At 70.1% G+C, this 21,321-nt stretch carries 21 protein-coding genes; 6 read left to right on the top strand and 15 right to left on the bottom strand.

The window, feature by feature from the left end:
* Nucleotides 1-28 precede the first annotated feature (28 nt).
* From ACX9TP_RS39595 to ACX9TP_RS39565, 7 genes are all read right to left on the bottom strand, one after another.
* Entirely contained in the window at nucleotides 29-169 is a 141-nt protein-coding gene (locus ACX9TP_RS39595) for a hypothetical protein (protein WP_164000587.1), read from the bottom strand.
* Nucleotides 170-216: 47 nt separating this feature from the next.
* Nucleotides 217-936: a tail fiber protein gene (locus ACX9TP_RS39590; RefSeq protein WP_482975860.1), complete on the bottom strand. Its 720-nt coding sequence runs from the start codon at nucleotides 934-936 to the stop codon at nucleotides 217-219.
* Between the two features lie 44 nt (nucleotides 937-980).
* The gene (locus ACX9TP_RS39585) at nucleotides 981-3,413 is read right to left on the bottom strand and encodes a hypothetical protein (RefSeq protein WP_482975859.1); all 2,433 of its coding nucleotides are present in this window, start codon (nucleotides 3,411-3,413) and stop codon (nucleotides 981-983) included.
* A gap of 245 nt (nucleotides 3,414-3,658) precedes the next feature.
* Nucleotides 3,659-4,189 (bottom strand): hypothetical protein, encoded by a 531-nt coding sequence (locus ACX9TP_RS39580; protein ID WP_482975858.1) that lies wholly within the window; start codon nucleotides 4,187-4,189, stop codon nucleotides 3,659-3,661.
* Nucleotides 4,190-4,211: 22 nt separating this feature from the next.
* Entirely contained in the window at nucleotides 4,212-4,742 is a 531-nt protein-coding gene (locus ACX9TP_RS39575; RefSeq protein ID WP_482975857.1) for a hypothetical protein, read from the bottom strand.
* 109 nt (nucleotides 4,743-4,851) lie between these two features.
* Complete coding sequence (locus tag ACX9TP_RS39570; RefSeq protein WP_482975856.1) at nucleotides 4,852-5,397, bottom strand: hypothetical protein; 546 nt, start codon at nucleotides 5,395-5,397, stop codon at nucleotides 4,852-4,854.
* 149 nt (nucleotides 5,398-5,546) lie between these two features.
* Entirely contained in the window at nucleotides 5,547-6,056 is a 510-nt protein-coding gene (locus ACX9TP_RS39565; protein WP_482975855.1) for an RNA polymerase sigma factor, read from the bottom strand.
* 295 nt (nucleotides 6,057-6,351) lie between these two features.
* On the opposite strand from ACX9TP_RS39565, the gene ACX9TP_RS39560 reads away from it, so the two are divergent.
* Nucleotides 6,352-7,461, top strand: a complete 1,110-nt coding sequence (locus ACX9TP_RS39560; RefSeq protein ID WP_482975854.1) for a nucleotidyl cyclase domain-containing protein — start codon at nucleotides 6,352-6,354, stop codon at nucleotides 7,459-7,461.
* Between the two features lie 104 nt (nucleotides 7,462-7,565).
* On the opposite strand, the gene ACX9TP_RS39555 is transcribed toward ACX9TP_RS39560, so the two are convergent.
* From ACX9TP_RS39555 to ACX9TP_RS39545, 3 genes are all read right to left on the bottom strand, one after another.
* The gene (locus tag ACX9TP_RS39555; protein ID WP_482975853.1) at nucleotides 7,566-7,793 is read right to left on the bottom strand and encodes a hypothetical protein; all 228 of its coding nucleotides are present in this window, start codon (nucleotides 7,791-7,793) and stop codon (nucleotides 7,566-7,568) included.
* Between the two features lie 63 nt (nucleotides 7,794-7,856).
* Nucleotides 7,857-8,804, bottom strand: a complete 948-nt coding sequence (locus ACX9TP_RS39550; RefSeq protein WP_482975852.1) for a hypothetical protein — start codon at nucleotides 8,802-8,804, stop codon at nucleotides 7,857-7,859.
* Nucleotides 8,805-8,973: 169 nt separating this feature from the next.
* Entirely contained in the window at nucleotides 8,974-9,864 is an 891-nt protein-coding gene (locus ACX9TP_RS39545; RefSeq protein WP_482975851.1) for an RNA polymerase factor sigma-32, read from the bottom strand.
* Nucleotides 9,865-10,178: 314 nt separating this feature from the next.
* On the opposite strand from ACX9TP_RS39545, the gene ACX9TP_RS39540 reads away from it, so the two are divergent.
* Entirely contained in the window at nucleotides 10,179-10,628 is a 450-nt protein-coding gene (locus ACX9TP_RS39540) for a hypothetical protein (RefSeq protein WP_482975850.1), read from the top strand.
* Nucleotides 10,629-10,653: 25 nt separating this feature from the next.
* Here the strand turns inward: ACX9TP_RS39540 and ACX9TP_RS39535 are convergent, their stop codons facing one another.
* Nucleotides 10,654-11,970, bottom strand: coding sequence for a thioredoxin family protein (locus ACX9TP_RS39535; RefSeq protein WP_482975849.1), 1,317 nt, complete (start codon nucleotides 11,968-11,970; stop codon nucleotides 10,654-10,656).
* Nucleotides 11,971-12,185: 215 nt separating this feature from the next.
* Between ACX9TP_RS39535 and ACX9TP_RS39530 the strand changes: the two genes are divergently transcribed.
* A complete protein-coding gene (locus ACX9TP_RS39530; protein WP_482975848.1) occupies nucleotides 12,186-14,018 on the top strand; it encodes a hypothetical protein in 1,833 nt (610 codons plus the stop codon).
* Between the two features lie 113 nt (nucleotides 14,019-14,131).
* On the top strand, nucleotides 14,132-15,085 hold the full coding sequence (locus ACX9TP_RS39525; protein WP_482975847.1) for a hypothetical protein: 954 nt from the start codon (nucleotides 14,132-14,134) through the stop codon (nucleotides 15,083-15,085).
* 1 nt (nucleotide 15,086) lies between these two features.
* Here ACX9TP_RS39525 and ACX9TP_RS39520 read toward each other — a convergent pair whose 3' ends face one another.
* On the bottom strand, nucleotides 15,087-16,358 hold the full coding sequence (locus ACX9TP_RS39520; protein WP_482975846.1) for an AAA family ATPase: 1,272 nt from the start codon (nucleotides 16,356-16,358) through the stop codon (nucleotides 15,087-15,089).
* A 174-nt stretch (nucleotides 16,359-16,532) separates the two neighbouring features.
* On the opposite strand from ACX9TP_RS39520, the gene ACX9TP_RS39515 reads away from it, so the two are divergent.
* Both ACX9TP_RS39515 and ACX9TP_RS39510 read left to right on the top strand, forming a co-directional pair.
* On the top strand, nucleotides 16,533-16,733 hold the full coding sequence (locus ACX9TP_RS39515; RefSeq protein ID WP_482975845.1) for a hypothetical protein: 201 nt from the start codon (nucleotides 16,533-16,535) through the stop codon (nucleotides 16,731-16,733).
* Nucleotides 16,734-16,855: 122 nt separating this feature from the next.
* Nucleotides 16,856-17,704, top strand: a complete 849-nt coding sequence (locus ACX9TP_RS39510) for a DUF2911 domain-containing protein (protein WP_482975844.1) — start codon at nucleotides 16,856-16,858, stop codon at nucleotides 17,702-17,704.
* Between the two features lie 27 nt (nucleotides 17,705-17,731).
* Here ACX9TP_RS39510 and bshA read toward each other — a convergent pair whose 3' ends face one another.
* The 3 genes from bshA to bshC are packed head-to-tail and all read right to left on the bottom strand — an operon-like array spanning nucleotide 17,732 to nucleotide 21,311.
* Nucleotides 17,732-18,895 carry an N-acetyl-alpha-D-glucosaminyl L-malate synthase BshA gene (gene bshA, locus ACX9TP_RS39505; RefSeq protein WP_482975843.1) on the bottom strand — a complete coding sequence of 388 codons (1,164 nt, stop codon included), beginning with the start codon at nucleotides 18,893-18,895 and terminating at the stop codon, nucleotides 17,732-17,734.
* Entirely contained in the window at nucleotides 18,892-19,689 is a 798-nt protein-coding gene (bshB1, locus tag ACX9TP_RS39500) for a bacillithiol biosynthesis deacetylase BshB1 (RefSeq protein ID WP_482975842.1), read from the bottom strand. Before bshB1 ends, bshA begins: the two co-directional genes overlap by 4 nt.
* The gene (bshC, locus tag ACX9TP_RS39495) at nucleotides 19,686-21,311 is read right to left on the bottom strand and encodes a bacillithiol biosynthesis cysteine-adding enzyme BshC (RefSeq protein ID WP_482975841.1); all 1,626 of its coding nucleotides are present in this window, start codon (nucleotides 21,309-21,311) and stop codon (nucleotides 19,686-19,688) included. The genes bshB1 and bshC overlap by 4 nt, the downstream gene beginning before the upstream one ends.
* Between the last annotated feature and the right edge of the window lie 10 nt (nucleotides 21,312-21,321).

Genomic DNA, 21,321 nt, shown 5'->3' with positions numbered 1-21,321 from the left:
CCGGAAGGCGGCTCCGGGTGCTGCCCTCCTACCGCCAGCGGACGACGGAGGGCAGCACCATGCCCAGCGCGAGCAGGGTGATGGCCAGCCACAGCGAAGAGCGACCGTTGATGGCATGGATGATGGCGAGCAGGAGCGCGCCGAGGCCGCAGATGAGTGGGATGGACATGGGCGTGTCGCTTTCAGGGACTGCGCGGTGGAGGGAGTCAGGTGGGCTCAGGAGCCGCCGCCCTTGCACGTCTGGGTGCCGGAGGGCGGACCCCAGCAGTCCTGCTTGGAGGCGCACTGGTAGGTGAAGGCGGGGTTGGGCAGCACCGCGGACTGGGCCTTGATGATGAAGTTCACGTAGACGTTCAGGGCCCGCGTCTCGTTGTCGGACACCTGGTAGGTGGGCGCCGAGTTGTTCGGCCCGACGAGCACGTTCGTCGTGGGGCTCGTCTGGGATTTAAGCCAGGCCATCGGATCCGCGGTGCTCACGACGGTCTCCGTCGAGGGCCCGATGACCTGCTGGTAGTCATGCTGGTGCGTGAGGAAGGCGTCGAGTTGCACCGAGCCGACGCTGTTGCCGCTGTTGCCCTGGCCGTCGCTGCCCGTGGCCGAATAGCGCGCGTTCAGCCGGCTGTCGGTGTCCGGGTCCCTCTTCACGCTGGTGTCGCTGACGCCGGGGAAGTTGCGCGTGGCGTCCCGGTTGACGCCGCGCAGGAACGAGCCCCGGTAGTCCGGCAGGTAGAACTGGATGGGGGCCGTGTCGTTTCCTGACTTGGGCGGCGCCCCATACAGCGTGCCGATGATGTTGTAGAGCTCGGGGTACGTCCCGTTGTCCACGACGGAGCCGTCGCAGAAGAGCCAGCCCTGCGCCATGAGGTTGGCCTGGGTGCACGCGTTGATGGGGCCCGCGTAGGGCAGCACCGAGCCCACGGGGGACACGACGGCCATGGGGACCATCGTGGGGGTGCTGCCGGAAGGGGGCGGAAAGGGAATCATCGGTATATCTCCGGAAGGGTGGAGCCCTCCCGTAGATAGAGGAGGGACGTGGGGACCTCGACGCGCCATGAATGTGTGTCATTGGCGGGCTTGCGGTCCAGGGCCTCCAGCAGCGCGGTGAGCAGGTCGACCAGCACCTCGGGGACGGGCACCTCTCCGGGCCCCCAGGGCGGGAGCTGGCCGTAGGCGAAGTAGTACGCCACCGGCAGCCAGTAGCTCGGCGCCACCGGGACGAGCATCCGCGCCGAGCCGGCCCGCAGGAATTGCAGGAAGCGCGCGTCGGAGTCCTGGGCGTGCGTGGCCAGCCCCATCCAGTCGAAGGTCGGCTCCGCCGGCTTGCTCCCCGTGCCCCACGGGTAGAAGCGGTAGGCCATGTCCTTCCACTCGAAGGCCGCGTCGAAGAAGCGCAGGTAGGGCGGCTGCTGGTCCTCCGGGCGCGGGTGGAGCGCCTGCAGCGCGGCGAGGCCCTTGCTCTTGAGCGACTCGTGCTCCAGCTCGCGCAGCGTCCACGGAGACTCCCGCAGCCGCTGCCAGCAGCCCTCGTACCAGAGGCGGCAGCAGCGGCGGTAGCCGGCGAGGATGGCCTCGTACACGCGCAGCTGCCACACCTCCCACAGCATGGACGTCCACGGGGGCGAGGGCGGAGACAGCGACGTATCCCCGTCGGGAGGATGCATCACGCCCTCGGCGCGGTAGTAGGCCTCGAGCAGCTGGTAGTTCGTGTCGTCGATGTCGCGATGCGAGGTGATGGGTATCCAGAAGCGCTCCGGCGGGAGCGGCGGCGTGGGCAGGCGGCCCGAGGGCTCCAGCAATTCCTGCAGCGCGCTGGCGGGCTGCGGGACGAGGATTTCCACGATGAGACGCGCGCCCCGCTCGTCGAGGCTCATCCGGTAGACCTTCTTCAGCCACTGGTAGATGCCCACCTGGCGCAGGTCCTTGCCGCGGTTGTCGTGCACGGCGCGCGAGACGCGCTCGGACTCCTCCACGAGGCGCCGCTCGCGCTGCGTGCCGAGCCGCGCTTCCAGGCGGTTCGCCGCGAGCTGGAGGGTCTTCTGGATGGTGCGGGTGTCATTGGTGGTGAGCGTGTCGTTGTCGCTCAGCGTGTCGGTGGCGGTGCCGCCCAGCGTGAGCGTCAGGCCGTTGCTGCCGTAGCTGTAGGTGACGTTGCTGAAGTCGCGGGTGAGGGTGTCCGAGGCGGCCAGCGACTCCACCTCCTGCCGCAGGTCCTGGTCCGTCTGCGTCTGATTGGACTTCGACTTCTCGTCCTTCGACTCGCGCTCGCGGCGGGAGTGCTGCTCGGCGTGGGAATGGTGGCGCTCGGAGAGGACGCGCTTCTCACCCGGCATCACGTTGAGGGTGTAGGCAATCTCTCCCGGCTCGTAACCCTTGAGCTGCTGGCGCACGAGCTTCAGCAGCCCGAAGCCGAGCAGCTGCGTCCAGCCCGTGTCGTCTCCTGGAGGTGACAGCGGCGAGCCCAGGGCACTGTCCGCCAGCGGCACGCTGTCGGGGAGCTGCGCGCGGGGCAGCACGACGAGCGCCGAGAGGGCCTGCTTGCGCGGCTGTTCCTCCTTCAGCGTCGCGTCGCCGTTCTGGAGCCGCTGGAGGAAGGAGAAGACGCGCAGCGCGTTGATGAGGGCGTCTCCCTCCCGCGTGCGTCCGGGGCTGTTCGCGGCGTGGTCGATGATTTGATTCCACAGCGTCGTCCGCAGGTCCTTCGCGTCCTGCGAGCCCAGCCAGTCCCCCGGCGGCTGCTTCAGCGCGTCCTGCGCCGCCTTCACCAGCCGTGACAGCTCGCAGACGCCCTTGATGGCGGAGAGCACGGGATGCAGCCCGGCGAGCTGGCTCGTGGAGACGGGCAGCGGTGGTGGCGGTGGCGGAGGAGGCTCGCAAGGCTGCGCGGCGGGGGCCGCGGCGGCTGGCGGCGCGCTCGTGGCACTGCTCGCGTCCGGAGCCGGGGCGGGCTCGGCGGGCGGGGGAGGTGTCGCTGGCGCGGCGGCCGCGGTGTCGTCGGGGTGGAAGATGAAGCGGCCGTCCGTCCCGGGCGAGCCCCCCTTCTTCGCGTACTGCATCACCAGGTAGGAGAGGATTTCGACCGACTCCGCCGGGTTGTCGATGACGACGCCGACGGGCTCGTCATGGTGGGTGTGGAAGGGCGGGGCGGGCTGGTCGGTCCACCACTCGGAGATGGAGAGCTCCTGCACCGTCGACGCGCTGAGCTGCACCTCCGCGCGGAAGTCCATGCGCGGCAGTTGCTGGTAGTGCAGCTCCAGCTCCAACGTGGCGGGAGGCTGACCGAGCTGCATCCACTTGCGGCGATTCACGGCGTCCAGGTGGAAGGCCTCCTCCTGGCCGTTGGTCGCGGAGCGCACCGTCCCGCTGACGGCGAGCCCGTCCGTGCTGGCGTGCCAGGCCACGGTGAAGCGGCCCATGCCCGGCAGCTCCACCCGTCCCACCCGCCCCCGCTCAAGCGGAGGGGGAAGGTGGCCCGGCGACTGCGCGACGGGCGCGGACGCCGGGGCGGAAGCCGGAGCGGGGGCGGGTGGGACGGCGGGCGGCGGGGCGCCCCGGGACACGGGGGGCGCCGAAGCAGATGGCGCCGCGGGCCACGCGGGCGTACCGGGGAGCGGAACCGGGGGACGTCCAGGATTGCGCGGAGCCATCTGTCTTCATCCTTTCAGGGAAGGTCGAAACCGCCGCCGCTGGCGCCGCCGCTGCTGGCGTCGCGAACAACGGGGGCACTCGGCAGGCCGCCGCTGCCACTGCCGCTGCCACTGTCGCAGTCGCTCGAGGCCTGCATGAGCCACCAGGGGCTGATGCTGTCGGCATGTTCGGGCGACTTGTTGACCGTCCAGCCGCCGATGTTCGTCCGCAGGACGATGTCCGACGAGAGCTTGATGCTCAGGATGATGGAGACGGGCCCCGACGAACCCATCTGGACCTGGGAGGCCAGGTCCAGGCGGGCCTCGGTCTGCAGCGGCGCCTCGTTGATGGGGCACGGAGCGCTGGAGGCGGTGGCGGTGGCTTGCAGCTTGTAGGTGCCGGAGCTGCTCCCGCACTGGGTGGTGAGGGTGACGGAGTACGGGTCCGAGGTCTCCCAGCTCACGGAGAAGCCGTTGTAGCTCCAGCTTCCGGAGGCCGTGGGGGTGTCCGCGCCCTTGAGGGGCTGGATGGAGGAGGAAGAGGACTTCGAGGATGGACTGGTCATGGGCTCTTTCTTCGGGATGGGGTCAGGTGGCGCGCAGACCGGTCTTCCCGGTCTCCTTGTCGTGGTAGGCGGTCACCGTGCAGTTCAGGGTCTTCAGGCTCAGGCGGTTGGACATGCAGCCGCCGATGACGGCTTCCAGCTCGTACTCGTCCGCCAGCCCGAGCGAGCCGGAGTGCTGGGGCGGGAGCTGGAGCAGGCCCTCCAGGTGGGGGTTGAGCCGCTCCACCTGGAAGCACAGCGGCAGCAGGGTGCTGTTCTCGCACCGCAGTTGATGGGGCTGGAGCGGGGGTTCCTGCACCACCTCGAAGAGGGGACTCTGGTCGTCGTTCCGGCGGAAGGCGAAGAGGCGGATGGACGGCCCGTTGAGCACGTCGAGCAGCAGGTCGTACCGCGTATCCGGCGAGCTGTTGAAGACGCGGATGCGGTACTGCTCGTCCACCTTCTGCCGGTACCTGCCCCCCTTGTCGAGCGTGAAGCTGCCCGACAGTCCCGCCTGCTGGCGGAGCCGGAACTGGACACGCAGGGATGTGTCGTTGATGAGGAGCAGGGTCATCGTCGTCTCGAGCGCCTTCGGATGGGAAGCAGGACAGGCAGCCGTGATGCGGGGACAGGCGGACGGCGGTCGCTGGAAACCTTCCGCCCGTCCCCGCGCGCACCGGCCTTCAGCTCACCGTGAGGGTGTAGCTCTCGTCGTTGTTGTCCGGGGTGACGGTGATGGTCGCGTTCGGGTCCGTGATGGTCACCGTCCCCGTGGTGATGCCGTCGGCGATGACGTAGCACTGCCACTGCTGCGCGGTGCTCACGGTGGTGTTGTTGTGCTCGTTCACCACGGTGACGATCTGCATCGGCGAGCCCGGCTGGCTGATGGTGAACTGCACCGGGTTGCGCCAGGTGTTCTCGCACACCAGGGCGGAGGGCTTGGTGCCGGCGGACTGCACGAGCTGGAAGTCGTAGAAGCCGTCCTCCGTCAGCACCTGCGCCAGCAGCGTGGCGGACGTGGTGTTGAAGGAGAGCGTGTTGGACGTGAGCGAGAAGTCGCCCATCGTCGTGAAGGCCTGCACCGAGTAGTTGGTCGTGGTGGGGACGGAGGCCTGCCCACCGGACGCGACGCCGATGCGGGCAATCTGGTTGCTGCCCTGGGACAGGCGGAACTCCACGGACGGGGTGCTGGCGGCGGGGACGGCGTTGACGAGCTTGATGGCGGACATGACGACTCCTGCGTTGTGGGGGTGAAGGCCGGGGACTGCAACCGCGTGAGAGGCCGGCCTTTGAAAGCGCCCCCACACGTGAGACATGAGGTTGGGTGTGTCTGACTTTCAGCGTGTGCCGCGTGCTGCGTGTTGCGGCGGCAACGTTTTCAGGACGCCTCAGCCTGCCCGTTGTGAACGGCGCGCTTTTCCCGCCGCGAATCCGGCTTCAGATCCGCCAGCACGGTGCGCAGGGCGCGGTACGCGAGCTGGACGCGCTTGCGCACGTTGCAGTTCGTCAGCCCGAGCTGATGGGCGATGTCTCCATAGGACATGTCGTGCATGAAGCGCATGACGAAGGGCTCGCGCAGCGTCGGTGGCAACGCCAGGACGCGCTCCCAGACGCAGCTCTCCACCTCATCGCGCAGCACCAGCGTCTCGGGAGAGGGCGCGGTCGACTCCAGAGTGCCGACGCGGTCTACCGGCTCGTCATCGTCGCTGGAGTCGTCATGAAAGCGCTGACGCCGGCGGTGCGCGTCCACGCAGACGTTGCGCAGCACCGCGCCCAGCCAGGCCTTCTCGTTGGTGACCCGGAGCTCCTGCGCGTGGACGGCCTCACACGCGCGGAGCCTGGCCGCGCTGAACGCCTCCTCGGCGTCAGCGCGGTTTCCGTTCATCATGCAGAGGCTTTGCCGATAGAGGTACTCGCTATGGCATTGCCAGATGCTCCAGAAGTTATCCCTTGAAATGGACATCGCGGCCCGCGGGGCCCAACGCGAATCCGATCAGCAGGTCCGGTGCTGATGGGAATGCGAGGAACCTGAATGTGTGAGTTGCCGTACGGAAGGCACTTCAACTCTTGACCCGAAGCGAAAGGGTCGTGGGGCCGCACGTTCAATATTGATCCAGGGGCTGACATGCGGGGCCGCGGCGTTTCGCATCACAGTTGCGGCGCGCCACGCGTCACCCCATGACGTGAACACCGCCAACCTCGCCATCCTCTTCACGCGCGTCGTGCATGACACGACGCGAGAACACCCTCGCACGTTCGACGAGGAGCGACGGCTGCGCGACGCGCACGCGTGGCGCGTGGTTCCGGCGTGTCGCGCCCGCGGAGGTCGGGTGTTCAGCACGCGTGGTGGTGCGTTCCTGGTTGCCTTTGCGTCGCCTACCGTCGCGGTCCTGTGTGCCCTGGAGATGCAGACGCGGCGTGCGCGTGATGACACGCACGCGCGGAGACCCGAGCGGTTCGAGCTGCGGCAGGTGGTGAGCACGGGGGAGGTGTGGCTGGAGTCGGACGACGTCGGCGGTGAGCCGGCGGACCTGGCGGAGCGGCTTCAGGAGGCACTCACCGGCGACGGCGTGTACCTCACCGAGTCCACCTGGCTGGTGATGGACAAGGCGCGCATCCCCACGGAGCAGGTGGGCATCTTCCTGCGCGACGTCGTCCCCGGCGGGGTGCGCGTATTCCGCGCGCGCGCGCCGGCGAGCGGGCTGGGGCGGGGCCCCGGCTGGAGCGGTGAGGCACGGCGCGGGGTGGCGCGGTTGACCCTGGTGTTCCGCCGACTCGTGCGCCGGGGGCGCGACGTGACGTGGAAGCAGGCCCGGCGGGTGGTGATGGCGCTGGGGCTGATGGCGGTGCCGGTGGTGGCCGGGTACTGGCCTTCACGGTGGGAGTCCGCGCTCGAGGCCGTGGCGCGCGCACCGGAGGCGGAGCGGGCCGCGAAGGCGCGCGAAGCGCAGGCCTTGCTGGACGCGGAGGCGGACGCGGGCGTGCGCGCCTTCCAGCAGGGACAGCTGCGCGAGCTGCTGGGCGAGCCTCGCCTGGCGGTGGAGGACTACCGGGCGGGCGCGGAGGCGGGACATGGCGCCGCGGCGGAGCGCCTGGTGGAGCTGCTGGGCCACGCGGAGTGTCCGGTGCGCGCCGCCGCCGCGCGTGCGCTCGGCGGGCTCTCGGTGGACGGGGCCATGGAGCCGCTGCGGGAGCTGGCCGGGCGCGGGCCGGGTGATGGAGGGAGTGACAGGTGCGGCTCGCGCCGGGCCGCGGCGCAGGCGTTGCGCAGGCTGGAGGCGGCGTCGCGGTAGTTGCGGAGGTGTGCGGCGCCATGCCGGCGTCGTGACTCGCGTGAATGCGAAGGGCCGCCCCGGCGTCCTGCCGGGGCGGCCCTGTGCTTGCGCTGCGATGCCCGTCACTGCTGCCGGGGCTCGGGCTTCCGGACCACGTACACCGGGAGGCCTTCCAGCCGGTCCGGAAGGCCCCGGGTGTCCGCGTCCTCGGTGACGAAGAGCACGAGGCAGGGCGCGTCTGCCCCTCCGTGCTCGCGGGCGTTGCCCTGGGCGAGCCCGGTGACACCGGGCCTTCGCAGCAGCACGGAGGCGTTTCGCTGGATGACGTCCCGCAGGTCCTGGTCTGCCATCGTGGCTCCTCTTCTTGCCGCCGCGCGCGTGCGCTCGCGCGCGGGCAGGCGGACGCTCCGAGTCTAGAGCTTGACCGCGACCGAGCCGCTATCGCCGCCCTGGGACATGAGCGAGGTAATGAACTGGTCGGAGAAGATGGCGGTGCCGATGCCATCGATGCCGATCTTGAGCGTGGCATGCACGTGGGTGACCTTGCCCGTGGTCCTGTTGGTCGTGCGCCCCGTCTTCTGCAACTCCATCCCGATGACGGGGTAGGCCGTGGCCTCGTCGCTCGAGAAGCGCACGTCGAGCAGTGCCAGCACGGTGTCGATGGGCGAGTAGAAGCTCTGGCTGCTGCCGTCACCCCCCCACAGCAGGCCGACCGCGGGGTTGGCCTTGCTGGGCGCGGGCACGCCGTCCAGCGGCGTGTTGTCGATGAGGGAGAAGTCCGTGGGCGTGGCCAGGGCCGCGTCGACGAAGTTCTCACCCTGGCTGTCGGGGATGATGGTGATGAACTGGGAGAGCTTCGCGATGGTGTTGGCGGGCGCCCGGCCCCCGTCGTACGGCCCCGGATAGACGATGGGCGAGCCCAGCGCCGCCTTGTTGTTGTTGGCCAGCACGTGGTTGTTGGACAGGATTCGCGGCGAGCCATCCTTGTTGGTGAGGACCAGCGCGCCGAACGTGCCCGCGGTGATGCTCACCTCGCCGATGCTCGTCCCGGGGCGGGCCGGGGGAACATTGGAATTGTTGATGTGCTGGTAGAACGGGCCGTCCGCCTCGACGATGTCCGTGGGCACCTCGGCGCCGGGAATCAAGATCTTGTCGGGCAGCACGGCACTGGAGGGCAGCCCCGAGCGGGACCGCTTGCGCGCGACAATCACGGTCACCGCGAGGTCGCCGGTATTCCTGCCGCCCGTGAGCTTGTAGCCGACCGCGACGCCCAGCACGTTGGGGTCCTTGAGCAGTGACTTCGCGTGGACGCTGCGGGCGGCACGGGCCGCATGGTGCATGGGAACGCTGGGCTTCGACATGGGACATCTCTCCTTCCTCGCGCTCGCGCGAGGGCTGTGGGGTGCAGCCGGAGAGACGGCGAAGCATCAACGCTTGTGAAGTGGGAGCCTGGAAACACCGCGAGCCAGGACGCCCACTCGCATGGGCACACTGGCTCGGGGAGGACTGCCGGGAAATGTCGCCCGCTGCTCAGGCGGCGAGGGTGGCCTCGTCCACGCCGGCCTCGGCCATCAGCGTGGCGAGCGCGGCCTTGAGCTTGTCCTTGGCGCGGATCTCCAGCTGACGGGCGCGCTCGCGGGAGAAGCCGAAGTGCTCGCCCAGCTCGCTCAGGGTCATCTCCGCGTCGCCCATGACGCGCTGCTCGATGATGAAGCGCTCGCGCGGGTCCAGGCGGCGCAGGGCGCGCTGCACCAGCTCGCGGGTGAGGTCCGCCTGCTGCTTGTCGGCGACCTCGTCCACCGCGGAGGCGGACTCGGACTCGACGAAGTCCAGGTGGGTGGCGTCGCCGTCCTCGCCCATGGGCGCGTCGAGCGAGAGGTCCCGGCCGCCCATGCGCTGCTCCATCTCGCGCACCTCGGAGGCCTTCACGTTCAGCTTCCGGGCAATCTCCTCGGCGTTGACGATGTGGCCGTCACCGGCGCCCATCTTCTCCAGCTCGCGGCGCGTGCGGGCCAGGCTGAAGAACAGCCGGCGCTGCGCCTGCGTGGTGCCGAGCTTCACCAGGCTCCAGTTCTTGAGGATGCAGTTCTGGATGTACGCGCGGATCCACCACACCGCGTAGGAGATGAGGCGGATGCCCTTGTCCGGGTCGAACTTCTGCACGGCCTTCATCAGGCCGATGTTCGCCTCCTGGATGAGGTCCGACATCTTCAGGCCGTAGGAGCGGTACTCGTACGCCACCTTCACCACGAAGCGCAGGTTGGCCGTGACGAGCTGGTGGCCCGCCGCCAGGTCGCCCGCGCGAAAGCGGCGCGACAGCTCCTGCTCCTGCGGCTGCGTGAGCAGCGGGTAGCGGTTGATCTCCGAGAGGTACGTGGAGAGAGAGTCGGGAGAAGCGGAGAAGGAGTTGGAGGTCTGCATGGTGTCTCTCGGGGTAAAGAGATCGAAACCTGGGGGTTCGCTCGACTGCGGACGGGGGTGGCCTATCGCAATGCGTGTGCCACGGCTGATCCACAGCGTTCCCGAGTGGATACGCGGGTTTGCACAAACGCCCCGGGGTGCTTAGGGGCGGTAGTCGGTCGTTTTTACAGGGGGCCTTTGGGAAGTCTCTTCCGACTGTTCACCGACAAACGTGGGGGGGCGTGGGAGGCGCCGCCAGGGGCAGGCAGGCGGACGAGCCCTCGGAGGGTGGGTGTGCTCCTTCTTACCTGCCGCGTCATCTCCACCTTGGTGAGATGGCGGACGTCTTCCAGCTCTTCGCTGTCTCCGCGGTGGTGATGGGGGTGTCGCAGACCATCGCCCGGGAGCGCATCTTCGCCCCGCTGCGGGAGCGGCTGGGAGGGAAGGACACCTGGGTGGGGTACCTGGTGTCCTGTCCCTACTGTGTGTCGCACTACGCCGCGTTCGCGCTGGTGCCGCTGACGGGGACGTACGCCATCGACGTCACCGTCGGCGGCTGGCCGGGCACGGTGTTGAGCTGGTTCCTCTCGTCGCTGCTCATCACCGTCATCGCCGCCTTCTTCCGGGTGGTGTTCTGGTTCGTGGACGAGACGCAGGGCTTGGTGAAGCGGCGCCAGCGCACGGAGGAGGAGGAGACCGCGACCCGGCGCCTCATGCGCAAGCACGTGGAGCAGAAGGTCGCTCCGGAGGAGCGGAGCGAGCCTCCACCGCCGGACCCGCACTGACCCGGACGGCGCGAAGGGAGCGTCGCTACTGCTTCCCCTGGGCTCGCACGTGGTCGAGCACGGACTGCAAGGCGCGTCGGTGCCGCGAGGCCCCGGCGGTGTCCCCGAGCTGCTGGAGGGACTCCGTCAGCAGTTGCTCGGCCTTCGAGGGCTCGCCGCGTGCGAGCAGGATGCGGGCCTGGGTCGTGAGGACGAGGATGCGCCCGCCTCCACGTGCGAGCGTCAGCGCGCGGTGGCTCGCCTCCAACGCGCGGTCGAGCTGGCCGGACATGAGGTACAGCTGGGCGAGCCGCGCCGGGGCGGAGTAGTCCTCCGGATGGCCGCGCTCGCTCTGCTCCAGGGCGGGAATGACACGTCCGGGCTCCTCCAGCGTCAGCGCCGCCATCACCCGGTGGCTGTCGAGCGCGGAGCGCTCATCGGCACTGCGCGCGGCCTTCGCGTTGGCTTCGAGAAAGCCGAGCCACTCCTCGGCGAGCTCGCGCGCCCCGGCCTCGTCCCCCGCCATCTGCCGGACCTCACAGACGGACTCGTAGAGGGAGGAGCGCAGCATGGGCGCCAGGGCGTCCGCGGGAGACCGGATGCCGCGGACGGCCTCCTCCGTCATCCGGGTGCGCAGGGCGGTGGCCTCTTCCGTCTCCAGGTCCAGCGCGCAGCCGATGCCGACGTACAGCAGCCGCGCGCGGTCCTCCAGGCTCGACAGGGACGGAAGCTCCCGGTCCGTCAGCCGCACGCATTCGTCGGAGGCACCCGAGGCGGCGAGTGACTTGAGCAGGGACACCACCGTGCCCGCACGCAGCGGGCTCTCCCGGGGGAGCCGTGCGAGCTCCTGCTGATAGGCGGTGGCGGCCTGTGCGTGGGCGCCCGAGAGTGCGAGCCCATCCGCGCGGGCAGGGCCTTGCTCCAGGGCGCGCTGGGACTGCTCGAGGAAGGCGAGGAGCTGCGGCACGGACACGGCGCCCAGCGAGCGCGCCACCACCGACTCCTGCTCCGGGTCCAGCACGAGCACGGTGGGCCAGGTGTCGATGGGGAAGCGCCGGAGGAAGGCCTCGTTGCCGGGCTGGTCCGTGTCGATGGCGAGCCAGACGAAGCGGCCGGCGTAGGGGAGGAGGGCTGAATCGGTCAGCACCGTCGCGCGCATGGAGCGGCAGGACTGGCACCAGAGCGCCCACGCCTCGACGAACAGGGGCAGGTGCTGCTCGCGCGCCTTCTGGAGCGCGGCCGCGTAGTCGTCCTCGATGAAGGCGAGCCCGTGTCCCCGCTCGGGCGGAGGCTTCGAAGGAGTGCTGCTCGTCGCACAACCCCAGACGGCCAGCAGGAGCCAGGCCGTGTGTCGCAATCGCATGTCAGCTCCAGTGTGGTTGCAGGAGGCGGCGCACCGGACACCGCGGGGGGAAGAGAAGTTCCATCCGCTGTTTCTTCCGAGCCGTGCTGAGACAGACGCGTCCTGCACTTTTAGGACAACCCTGTAAACTTTGACTTCTCGGTTCCGTGCGGGGCTACTGCGCATGCGGGCCGGGACGCCCCCTTCACGTGCGTCCGCTCGCGGAGAGCACTCACATGAAAGCGGGTTCATTCCTCAAGCAGGCGCTCGCGGGCGCGGCGCTGGTGGCGACGAGCGCGTGCGGTTCATCGTCTCCGGCCGAAGACGTTCCGGCTCCGGCGGACGTGGCGGTTTCGTCCGCGGCCATCGGCGCGACGCGCAGCAGCTACCCGGCGCCGCGCTCGCCGGTGATGCTGGGCGTCCACTCGCCCGACATCGCGCACCAGCTGGGCGCGCTGACGGCGCTGTTCCCCGGGCGCAAGGGCTGGATTGTGAAGGAGACGTACAGCACCGATGTGAACTGGATTGGGGGCCTGCTGGGCGACATGGCCACCGCGGCGGGGCAGGGCTTCACGCCGGTGGTGCGCGTGGACTACGCGCGGGGCGCCGGCAACATCAACCCGCAGGGCGCGTCGGTGGCGGGCGCCACCATTCCCTGGGAGGGCGGGACGAACAACGGCTCGTGGGGCCGCTGCTACCTCTCCCCGGACCTGAGCGCGCGGATGGGCGACATCACCACGCCGGGCGGTACCCACAAGGAGTGCTACCTCGACTACCTGCGCCGCGTGCTCACCGCGCCGAACAACGGGGCGGTGCACACGTGGATCATCGGCAACGAGATGAACATGAAGGGCGAGGCGCTGGGCTTCCCCAACGGCCGGATTCCCTACAACGTCTACGGCGACGTCTACCGGTCCGCGCGGGCGCTCATCCGGAGCATGCCGGGGCACGGGAATGACGCCGTCTATGTCGGTGGTGTCTCGCCCAACGCGACGGACTTCACCGCCGACGTCTACACCTCCGGCAAGGACTACCTCACCGGGATTCTCTACAACCTGCACCCGGTGGACGTGGACGGCATCGCCATCCACGCCTACGCGGGCGGGGTGAGCAATGCGGCCGCGGGCCTGGCGACGTTCCGCACGGGCACCACGGGCGCGGGGCTGGGGTACCAGAACACGCTCCAGTGGATTGACGCGCTGGGCTTCTCGCAGGTGCCGGTGCTGCTGTCCGAGTGGGCGGCCAACGTCGAGGGCTCCTCCACCGAGAGCCACGTGGCGAGCTTCATCAGCACGGCGCTCAACGACATCAACGCGTGGAACGGGGGCAGCTCCAATCACGACCTCATCGGCGCCGTCTGGTACACGTGGCACGACGATGCGTGGCCGCAGCAGTCGTTGTCGCGCTATCCGGCGTTGCGGCAGGCGTTCGCGAACAACTCCAACACGTTCAACGCGGGAGACCCGAACACGGGCTGGGGCGCGTGCTGGCGGCAGAGCCTCTCCCCCACGCGCCTGTTCCCGGAGACGGGGAAGACGGTGCGCGGGCTGTTCCTGAGCACGTACGACTCGAAGGGCGGGCTGGGCGTGTTCGGCTTCCCCGTCGCCGAGGAGGACTGCGGCGTGGACACGCGCACCGGGCGCATCCTCTGGCAGCAGTGGTTCCAGCGGCACCGGCTGGAGTACCACCCGGAGCTGCCCGCGGGCTCGCAGGTGGCGCTGGGGGCCATCGGCAGCCAGCTCGCGCGCGAGCGGTATGGCATCAACCCGGATGACTGGACGCCGGGACAGGGCTCGCCCGGGTCGAACTGCTCGCTCATCGGCCCGTTCGCGGGCGGCGGCAAGTACGTGTGCGGCGCCTTCCGGGACTACTTCAACGCGAAGGGCGTGGCGGTGCTGGGCTATCCCATCTCCAGGGAGCTGGACTTCCTCACGAAGGACAACCGGTGGATTCGCGCGCAGTGGTTCGAGCGCGCGCGGCTCGAATACAACGGAGCCGTGACGCCCATCCCCATCCAGGGCGGACTGCTCGGGTGCGAGGCGTCTGGAATCGTCGGGCCGGGGTGCTGAGGACCCGCTCTGGGAGCGCGCCCGGAGCTTCACCCCCGGGCGCGCAACTTCCTTCCCACATTTGTAGACAATGGTGGGCAAGCCCATCGCCCCCGTGGGTTTGGAGGTCCTCCATGAGCCCCATCGACCGCAGCCGCAGCGTCTCCGTCCCCACGAGCCCCACGCAGGCCCGCACCACCGCGACGGCGCTGAAGAACCCGATTGGCTCGCTGGTGGATGCCGCGAAGCAGGGCCTGGCCGACCTCCCCCGCTTCGTGAAGATGGGCGCGGACGTCTTCGAAGCCTCGCACCTGAGCGAGCTGCGCCGCGTCTTCGGAGGCGACGCGAAGCCGGACCGGATGAGCGACGGGAAGTTCGTCGGCGCCAAGGGGCAGTCCTTCCCGCCCGGCACGCCGCTCAAGGACATCCCCGCCGTCACGCCGCTCGACAATCCGAACCCGTCGAAGACCATCCTCTACGTCAACGGCATCATGACCCCCATGGAGGGGCAGCTGAAGGAGATGCAGTCCATCGCGGAGACCGCCGACGCGCGCGTCATCGGCATCCACAACGCCACCCAGGGACTGGTGACGGACCTGGCCCAGTGCGTGACGGACAAGCTCGACAAGGGCACCAACCCCGCCGTGGACACGCTCGCGGACACCGTCTACGGCGAGCTCAAGGCGGGCCGCGAGGTCCACCTCATGGGCTACAGCCAGGGCGGCCTCATCACAGCGCGCGCCCTGTTCGACGTGGAGCGCCGGCTGCGCATGGAGGACGGCATGTCCAGGCCCCAGGTCGAGCAGCTGATGAGCAAGCTCAGCGTGGAGACCTTCGGCGCCGCGTCCACGCGCTACCCGGACGGCCCCCAGTACGTCCACTACGTCAACAACGCGGACCCGGTGCCCACCCTCACCGGCCTGGGCGGCAGCATCGACCCGGCGTCCTTCCTCAAGGACGCGGGCAAGGGCGCCGTGGTGCACCGCTTCACCGACGGCAACCTCAACCCCATCAGCAACCACATGCTGGACACCCTCTACATGAAGCACCGGGTGGACTTCGACGAGGCGCGCGCGGGCCGCTTCTAGCTCACCAGAAGCCCTGCTCCCGCAGGAGCGCCGCCAGCGGCCGCGCTCCCTGCCGGTACGCGTCGAAGAGCTGCCCGGCCGCCGCCCACGTGGGGTTGGCCCAGGTGCCCGCGCCGCACAGGAGCAGCGAGGACCTCAGCTCCTCCGCGGAAGAGAACCGCGCGTGCTCGAAGGGCAGCGGGTTCTGGCTCGCGAGGAACACCTGCCGCGTCCCCAGCTCCCGCATGCAGGCCTCCACCCACTTCGGATGCAGGCCGTTGGCCAGCTCGTCCGTGATGGCGAAGTCCTCATTCACGTCCAGGTAGTAGAGGAAGGACAAGAGCCGCTTCTGACCGAAGCCCAGCTCGGCGTGTGACAGCCCGCCGCCGTCGCCGCACGCGAAGTGGAAGCCGAACCCGCCGAAGCCCACGCGCCCGCCATTCTCGAACGAGCGCTTCTCCAGCACCTCCACGCGGAACGTCCCCGCCTTGAAGCCCGCCAGGGACACGAAGCGCGCCAGGAAGCTCCGCTCCATGGTGTCGTGCCGGAACACCAGCACGTCCGGCGGCGCCTCGCGCTCCACCTGCTCGCGCAGCCACCCCGGCATCCACGTGGGCAGCGCCATCAGCCCCAGGGGGAAGACCTCGCCGTCCCGCACCTCCATGGCGTAGCGGATGCCGCCGAGGCGCTCGAACATCCCGAGCCCCTCGTCGAAGCGCTGCGGCGCCAGCAGGAAGGTGCGGCGCAGCAGCTCCTTGAGCCGCTCCTTCATGTCCCGGTCGATGTACTGCGCCGTCATGAACAGCAGCGTCCACACCGAGCGGTCCAGCAGCGACCAGTGCATGGTGCGCGACCACGCGGACTCGCCGTCCACCTTGCAGTCGATGCCCGCCTCGTCGGCGCGCATCACCAGCCGGGAGGCGGGGGACGTGAGCTTCAGGTCCACCTCGATGCGGGGGTGCAGCCCCGCCGTGCCCGTCTGCGGCGTGCGCAGCGGCAGCAACTCGGAGCCCTTGCGCGGCGGCTCGTCCGGGTCCGGCGGGGCGGCGGTCTGCTCGTTGCGGACGTAGACGTGGAGCTTCATCCCCGGGAAGGTCAAATCGTATTCGAGCGAGAAGCGCTCATGGACGAGGCTGGAGAAGTCCGAGCCGACGACGGTGGAGATGAGCTCCAGCAGCGTGGTCCTCCCGGTGCCGTTCTCCCCCAGCACCAGGTTGAGCGATGGGCTGAACACCAGCTCGGTGCCGGGGGTGACGCTTCGGTAGTGATGGACCACGAGCCTCGTCAGCTTCATCGTGCCGACAGCATGGCCACCCCGGGCGGCAGGGGGAACACTTCCGTGACGTCGAGTGTCCAGTCCGCGCTTCGCCCGCGGGGGCAGGCGCCGCGAGCCCCGCCGCCGGGGTAGGGTGGTGTCTCCTCCAAGCGGCGCGCGGTGCCATCCGCCGCCGGAAAGGTTCGGTTGGACATGGACTACCGGAAGCTGTTCCAGGTGCTGGTGATGGGCGGCGCGCTGGTCGGAGGCGCCACGGGCTGCAACCAGGGCACCAAGGGGAATGAGCAACCCTCCGGCAGCACCGAGGGCACGGGCGGCTCCGGCGCCCCGGATGCGGGAACCCACGACGCGGGCACCGCGAAGGCGGGCGGCGGCGGCGTGAAGGGCTGGTGACGCACCCGCCCGAGCCATGACGCGGTGCGAGTCCGCGTCGAAAGTGTGGAAGGTCCGCGTCGCGTCGCTACACTCCGCCCGCTCTTCAACCCAATGGGTTGAGAAAGGACGAAGTGAGGACGATGAAGAACCTGGCCCTCGGATGTCTGCTGTCCGCGCTCGTGGCCCTCGTGGCCACGCCCGCGGCCGCCCAGCTCGAGCTCCCCGCCGCAAGCCCCGCGGCGAAGGTGATGCAGCGGGTGGGCGTCACCGACATCACCATCGACTATTCCAGCCCCGGCGTGAAGGGCCGGAAGATCTGGGGCGACGTGGTGCCCTTCGACAAGCCGTGGCGCACCGGCGCCAACGCGGCCACGAAAATCACCTTCAGCCGCGACGTCACCTTCGGTGGCAAGCCCGTGCCCGCGGGCACGTACTCCATCGTCTCCATGCCCTCGCAGAAGGGCTGGAAGGTGATGCTGAACAAGGAGCTGGGCCTGTGGGCGACGCCCGCCCCCTACGTGGCCTCCAACGACGTGGCCACCGTGGACGCCACCACCGCCGAGATTCCGAACCGCGAGCGGCTGGCCTTCATCTTCTCCAACACCACGGATGACACGACGTCGCTCGACCTGGAGTGGGAGAAGCTGCGCGTCTCGGTGCCCATCAAGGTGGACTCGGCCGCGCACGCGAAGGCCAGCATCCAGTCGGCGGTGGACGGCTCGGCGCGGATGCTCGCCAACGCGGCCCGCTACCTGGCCGACACGCAGAAGGACCTCCCGGGCGCGCTGAAGCAGGCGGACGCGTCCGTCGCCATCCAGTCCAACTGGTTCAACCAGTGGGTTCGCGCCGACATCCTCGCGCGCATGGGCAACTACGCCGAGGCCCGCAAGGCCGCGCAGGCGTCGTGGGACCTGGGCCAGAAGGACAAGAACTTCTTCTTCCGCGACCAGGTCTCCAAGGCCCTCGCGGAGTGGAAGAACAAGAAGTAGTCCCAGGCTCGCAGGCCGGGAGCCCCTTCAGCGCTGGGGGGCTCCCCTCGCGAGCCGGCGGTAGAGCGCCTCGTAGCGGTCGATGGCGGGGCCGAGCTGGAAGCGCTCGAGCACCACCTCCCGCGCGCGGCGTGAGTAGTTCCGCCACCGGGCCGCGTCCTGGACCAGGGTGAGCACGTGCCCGGCCATGGCCGTGAGGTCCCCCACCGGTGCGAGGAAGCCCGTCTCCCCGTGGGTGACGAGCTCGGGGATGCCGCCGATGTTGCTGGCCACCACGGGGATGCCGCAGCTCAGCGCCTCCAGCGCGGCGAGCCCGAAGCTCTCCTGCTCGCTGGGGAGGAGGAAGACGTCCGCCGCGGCGAGCAGTTCCTCGAAGCGGTCCTGCTTGCCCAGGAAGGCGACGCGGCTCTCCAGGCCCAGCCCGCGCAGGTGGCGCTCGGCGGAGGTGCGCTCGGGGCCGTCGCCAATCATCACCAGCCGGCAGGGACGCTGGCGGTGCACCTCCGTGAAGATGCCCACCACGTCGCTGATGCGCTTCACGGCGCGGAAGTTGGAGACGTGGATGAGCACGGGCTCCGGCTCGCGCAGGTCCGGGAAGAGGGGCAGGAGGCAGGCGCGGTCTCTCCTGGGCGCATAGCGCTGCGTGTCCACGAAGTTGAAGATGACGTCGATGGGGACGCTCTCGGGGATGCCGAAGCCCTTCCACGTGGCGCGCCGGAGGAAGTCCGAGGGCGTCGTCACCGCGTCGCTGCGCAGGATGGAGAAGCGCGTAATCGGCAGGTAGCTGGGGTCGATGCCCACCAGCGTGGTGTCCGTCCCGTGCAGCGTGGTGACGATGCGCGGCGCCTTGTCGCCCAGCACTTCGCGCGCCATCCACGCGGCCGTGGCATGCGGGACGGCGTAGTGGACGTGCAGCACGTCGAGCCGCTCGTAGCTGGCCACCTCAATCATCTTGGAGGCGAGCGCGATGGGGTACGTGCTGGAGTGCTGGAGCGCCGGGTAGTCGCTCTCCGTCACCTCGTGGAAGAAGACCTTGCGGCTGGTGCCGTGCAGGCGCACCGGCAGGTCCTTCGCGATGAAGTGGACGCGGTGGCCCCGGTCCGCCATGGCGAGGCCAATCTCGGTTGCCACCATGCCGCTGCCGCCGAAGGTCGGAAAGCAGGTGATGGCCACGTTGAGCGAGTCAGTCATCGGCGTTGGGGGAAGAACAGGGGGCGCGCGAAGCTATTCCGGCGGAAGTGGTCCACCGGGTCGGTCAGTCCCAACGTCTCACGGACGACATACGGCTCGCCGTGGGCCACCCCCACCTGCGCGCCATAGAAGGCGTCCCGGGCCTCCAGCGAGGAGAGGGACAGCGGCGAGCCCACCAGCGTGGGCGGCGCGTCCGGGCGGGGCTGCACCTGGCTCGCGTAGCAGCGCACCGCTGCCCGCTTCTGCTCGTACACGGAGGACACGTCCAGCACGAAGCTCGGCTCGGCCAGGTGGCGCAGCGGGTAGTAGAGCACCTGTCTCGGCGTGAAGGGGGCGCCGGGGGGCTCCGCCTCGAACTTGCGCACTCCGGCGAAGAACAGCGCGCGCGTCACCAGCGCGCTGGTGGCCTCGTGGTCCGGGTGGCGCTCCTCCTCCCAGGGGACGACGACCAGCTCCGGCCGCAGGCGGCGCAGGACTTCCACCACGCGGGCCACGGCGGCGGTGCGTGAGCGCTCGGGCTCGGGCGTCTCGAAGCCGGCCCAGGGACTCACCCAGCCATCCGGCAGGCCGAGGTTCTCCCGGAGGGACAGGCCCAGCGCGCGCGAGGCGGCGTCCGTCTCCTGGGCGCGTGTCTCGGGCGTGCCGCGCGAGCTCTTCTCGCCGCGCGTCAGGTCGATGATGCCCGTGCGGTAGCCCTGACCCGCCATGCGCGCGAGGAGGCCGCCGCAGAACAATTCCACGTCGTCCGGGTGCGGGCCGAAGGCGAGGACGTCGAGGCCGTAGGACTCGCTCATGGCGTCAAGTCCCTGAGGTCGCCGGAGAAGGGCACGCAGGCGTCGAGCACCTGCTTCGTGAAGGCGCGCGTACCGAGGCGACAGGCGAAGGAGGGCATGGCGAGGACGCGCTCCTGCGGCTCGCCGTTCGGGGTGAGGTACGTGCGCAGGCGGTCCACCCGCTCGGCGGCGACGCCGTCGCGCCGGGCGAGCGCACGGGCATACCGGCCCGTGAGGCGCGACACGGCGACGCGCACGGTGCCCCGGGTGCGCTGGAGCGCGTCCTGGAGGGTGGAGTCCAGCGCGAGCATCGAGTCGTTCAACCGGTCCAGCTCCGCGGCGAAGGCGCCGAAGAGGCGGGCCTCCAGGGCCTCGGGGGACTCGAGCGGCTGGGTGGCGTCACGGGCGGCCAGTCGCGTCAGCAGGTCCTCGCGCGGCGTGCCCACCTCGTCGGGCTGGAGGCCCAGTTTGCCGAGCCACCGCCGGGTGCGGTCATCGAGCACGCGGAAGCGGGCGCGCGGCACGATGAGCGGCATGGGCAGGCCCGCGTGTGCGTAGAGCGGGGCGAGCTGCGCGAAGTAGGCCACCTCGCCAGGGCCTCCGACATAGGCCGCCGTGGGGAGCCACGTGTCCTGCAGGAGGGGCCGCAGCAGCGCGGACGTGGTGAAGCGCAGGGGCTCCCGCTCCAGCCAGCCGAGCAGCTCGGCCGTCGTGACGGTGCGTCCCTCCGGGTGGCCGACGAGGCTCCAGGTGTCGGGGCCCGCGGGGTCCAGGCGGTAGCGCGGGCCGTCGACGCCGTCCGGTGAGAAGAAGCCGAGCGGTGAGCCGGGGCGGATGTGGACCTGCTCGGAGAAGCCGGCGTCGGTGAGCGCCCGCACCCGGGCGGCGAGCGCGGTGGAGATGGCCTCCGCCTCCAGGATGGCGCGGCGGTGCACGGGCGCCGCGAGCGGCGCGAGGCGGGCATCCCTCGGGTCGAGGAACACCAGCCCCTCCTCGGCGAACACGTGCGAGAGCACCTCGGTGAAGGCCTCCGCCAGCGTGGCCTCGGGGCGGTAGGCGCGCTCCAGCAGGGCCAGGTGCTCGGACGCGTGGGGCTCCTCGCCCAGCTCGGCGCGCAGCGTGGCCAGGGCGGCGGTGACGCTTTCGCCCAGGTGGCGGTGGGCGATGGGCACTCGCGAGGCCGCCGCGTCGGGATGTTCCAGCGCCAGGCGCAGGGGGCCGCCGGTGGGGCGGGGGATGAAGCAGTGGTCGACCTCCGGCAGGTCGTGGTCCTCCGTCTGGAGCCAGAAGACGGGGACGCAGGGCCGGCCGGTCTCCTGCGAGAGTGCGCGGGCCGCGGTGATGGCGGCGGCGGCCTTGTAGAGGGTGAAGAGCGGGCCGAGGAACAGGCCCATCTGCTGTCCCGTCACGACGGCCACGGTACCGGGGCGTGACAAAAGCTCGAGGTTGCGCTCGCGGGCGGGACTGGGGGCGAGACGCGCGTTGCGGGCCACGAGCACGTCGAGCAGCGCCGGTGAGACGGCGCGCGACGCGGCGGCGGCCACCGCCTCGGCGCGCGCGGCCGGGTGGCGGAAGCGGTCGGGGAGGAAGGAGAGCGCACGCGCATCTCCACGAAGCCACACGGCAGAGAACGAGGACGTCACGGGGCGGGCT

The organism is Pyxidicoccus sp. M15 (assembly GCF_056858435.1).
The sequence above is the reverse complement of the archived record's forward strand: the minus strand, read 5'-3'. Positions and strand labels throughout refer to the sequence as shown.

Bases quoted from the DNA above. Each gene is read 5' to 3' on its own strand.
- ACX9TP_RS39595 (WP_164000587.1), bottom strand. From the start codon at position 169: ATGTCCATCCCACTCATCTGCGGCCTCGGCGCGCTCCTGCTCGCCATC.
- ACX9TP_RS39590 (WP_482975860.1), bottom strand. From the start codon at position 936: ATGGCCGTCGTGTCCCCCGTGGGCTCGGTGCTGCCCTACGCGGGCCCC.
- ACX9TP_RS39585 (WP_482975859.1), bottom strand. From the start codon at position 3,413: ATGGGCCGCTTCACCGTGGCCTGGCACGCCAGCACGGACGGGCTCGCC.
- ACX9TP_RS39580 (WP_482975858.1), bottom strand. From the start codon at position 4,189: ATGACCAGTCCATCCTCGAAGTCCTCTTCCTCCTCCATCCAGCCCCTC.
- ACX9TP_RS39575 (WP_482975857.1), bottom strand. From the start codon at position 4,742: ATGACCCTGCTCCTCATCAACGACACATCCCTGCGTGTCCAGTTCCGG.
- ACX9TP_RS39570 (WP_482975856.1), bottom strand. From the start codon at position 5,397: ATGTCCGCCATCAAGCTCGTCAACGCCGTCCCCGCCGCCAGCACCCCG.
- ACX9TP_RS39565 (WP_482975855.1), bottom strand. From the start codon at position 6,056: ATGATGAACGGAAACCGCGCTGACGCCGAGGAGGCGTTCAGCGCGGCC.
- ACX9TP_RS39555 (WP_482975853.1), bottom strand. From the start codon at position 7,793: ATGGCAGACCAGGACCTGCGGGACGTCATCCAGCGAAACGCCTCCGTG.
- ACX9TP_RS39550 (WP_482975852.1), bottom strand. From the start codon at position 8,804: ATGTCGAAGCCCAGCGTTCCCATGCACCATGCGGCCCGTGCCGCCCGC.
- ACX9TP_RS39545 (WP_482975851.1), bottom strand. From the start codon at position 9,864: ATGCAGACCTCCAACTCCTTCTCCGCTTCTCCCGACTCTCTCTCCACG.
- ACX9TP_RS39540 (WP_482975850.1), top strand. From the start codon at position 10,179: ATGGCGGACGTCTTCCAGCTCTTCGCTGTCTCCGCGGTGGTGATGGGG.
- ACX9TP_RS39535 (WP_482975849.1), bottom strand. From the start codon at position 11,970: ATGCGATTGCGACACACGGCCTGGCTCCTGCTGGCCGTCTGGGGTTGT.
- ACX9TP_RS39530 (WP_482975848.1), top strand. From the start codon at position 12,186: ATGAAAGCGGGTTCATTCCTCAAGCAGGCGCTCGCGGGCGCGGCGCTG.
- ACX9TP_RS39525 (WP_482975847.1), top strand. From the start codon at position 14,132: ATGAGCCCCATCGACCGCAGCCGCAGCGTCTCCGTCCCCACGAGCCCC.
- ACX9TP_RS39520 (WP_482975846.1), bottom strand. From the start codon at position 16,358: ATGAAGCTGACGAGGCTCGTGGTCCATCACTACCGAAGCGTCACCCCC.
- ACX9TP_RS39515 (WP_482975845.1), top strand. From the start codon at position 16,533: ATGGACTACCGGAAGCTGTTCCAGGTGCTGGTGATGGGCGGCGCGCTG.
- ACX9TP_RS39510 (WP_482975844.1), top strand. From the start codon at position 16,856: ATGAAGAACCTGGCCCTCGGATGTCTGCTGTCCGCGCTCGTGGCCCTC.
- bshA (WP_482975843.1), bottom strand. From the start codon at position 18,895: ATGACTGACTCGCTCAACGTGGCCATCACCTGCTTTCCGACCTTCGGC.
- bshB1 (WP_482975842.1), bottom strand. From the start codon at position 19,689: ATGAGCGAGTCCTACGGCCTCGACGTCCTCGCCTTCGGCCCGCACCCG.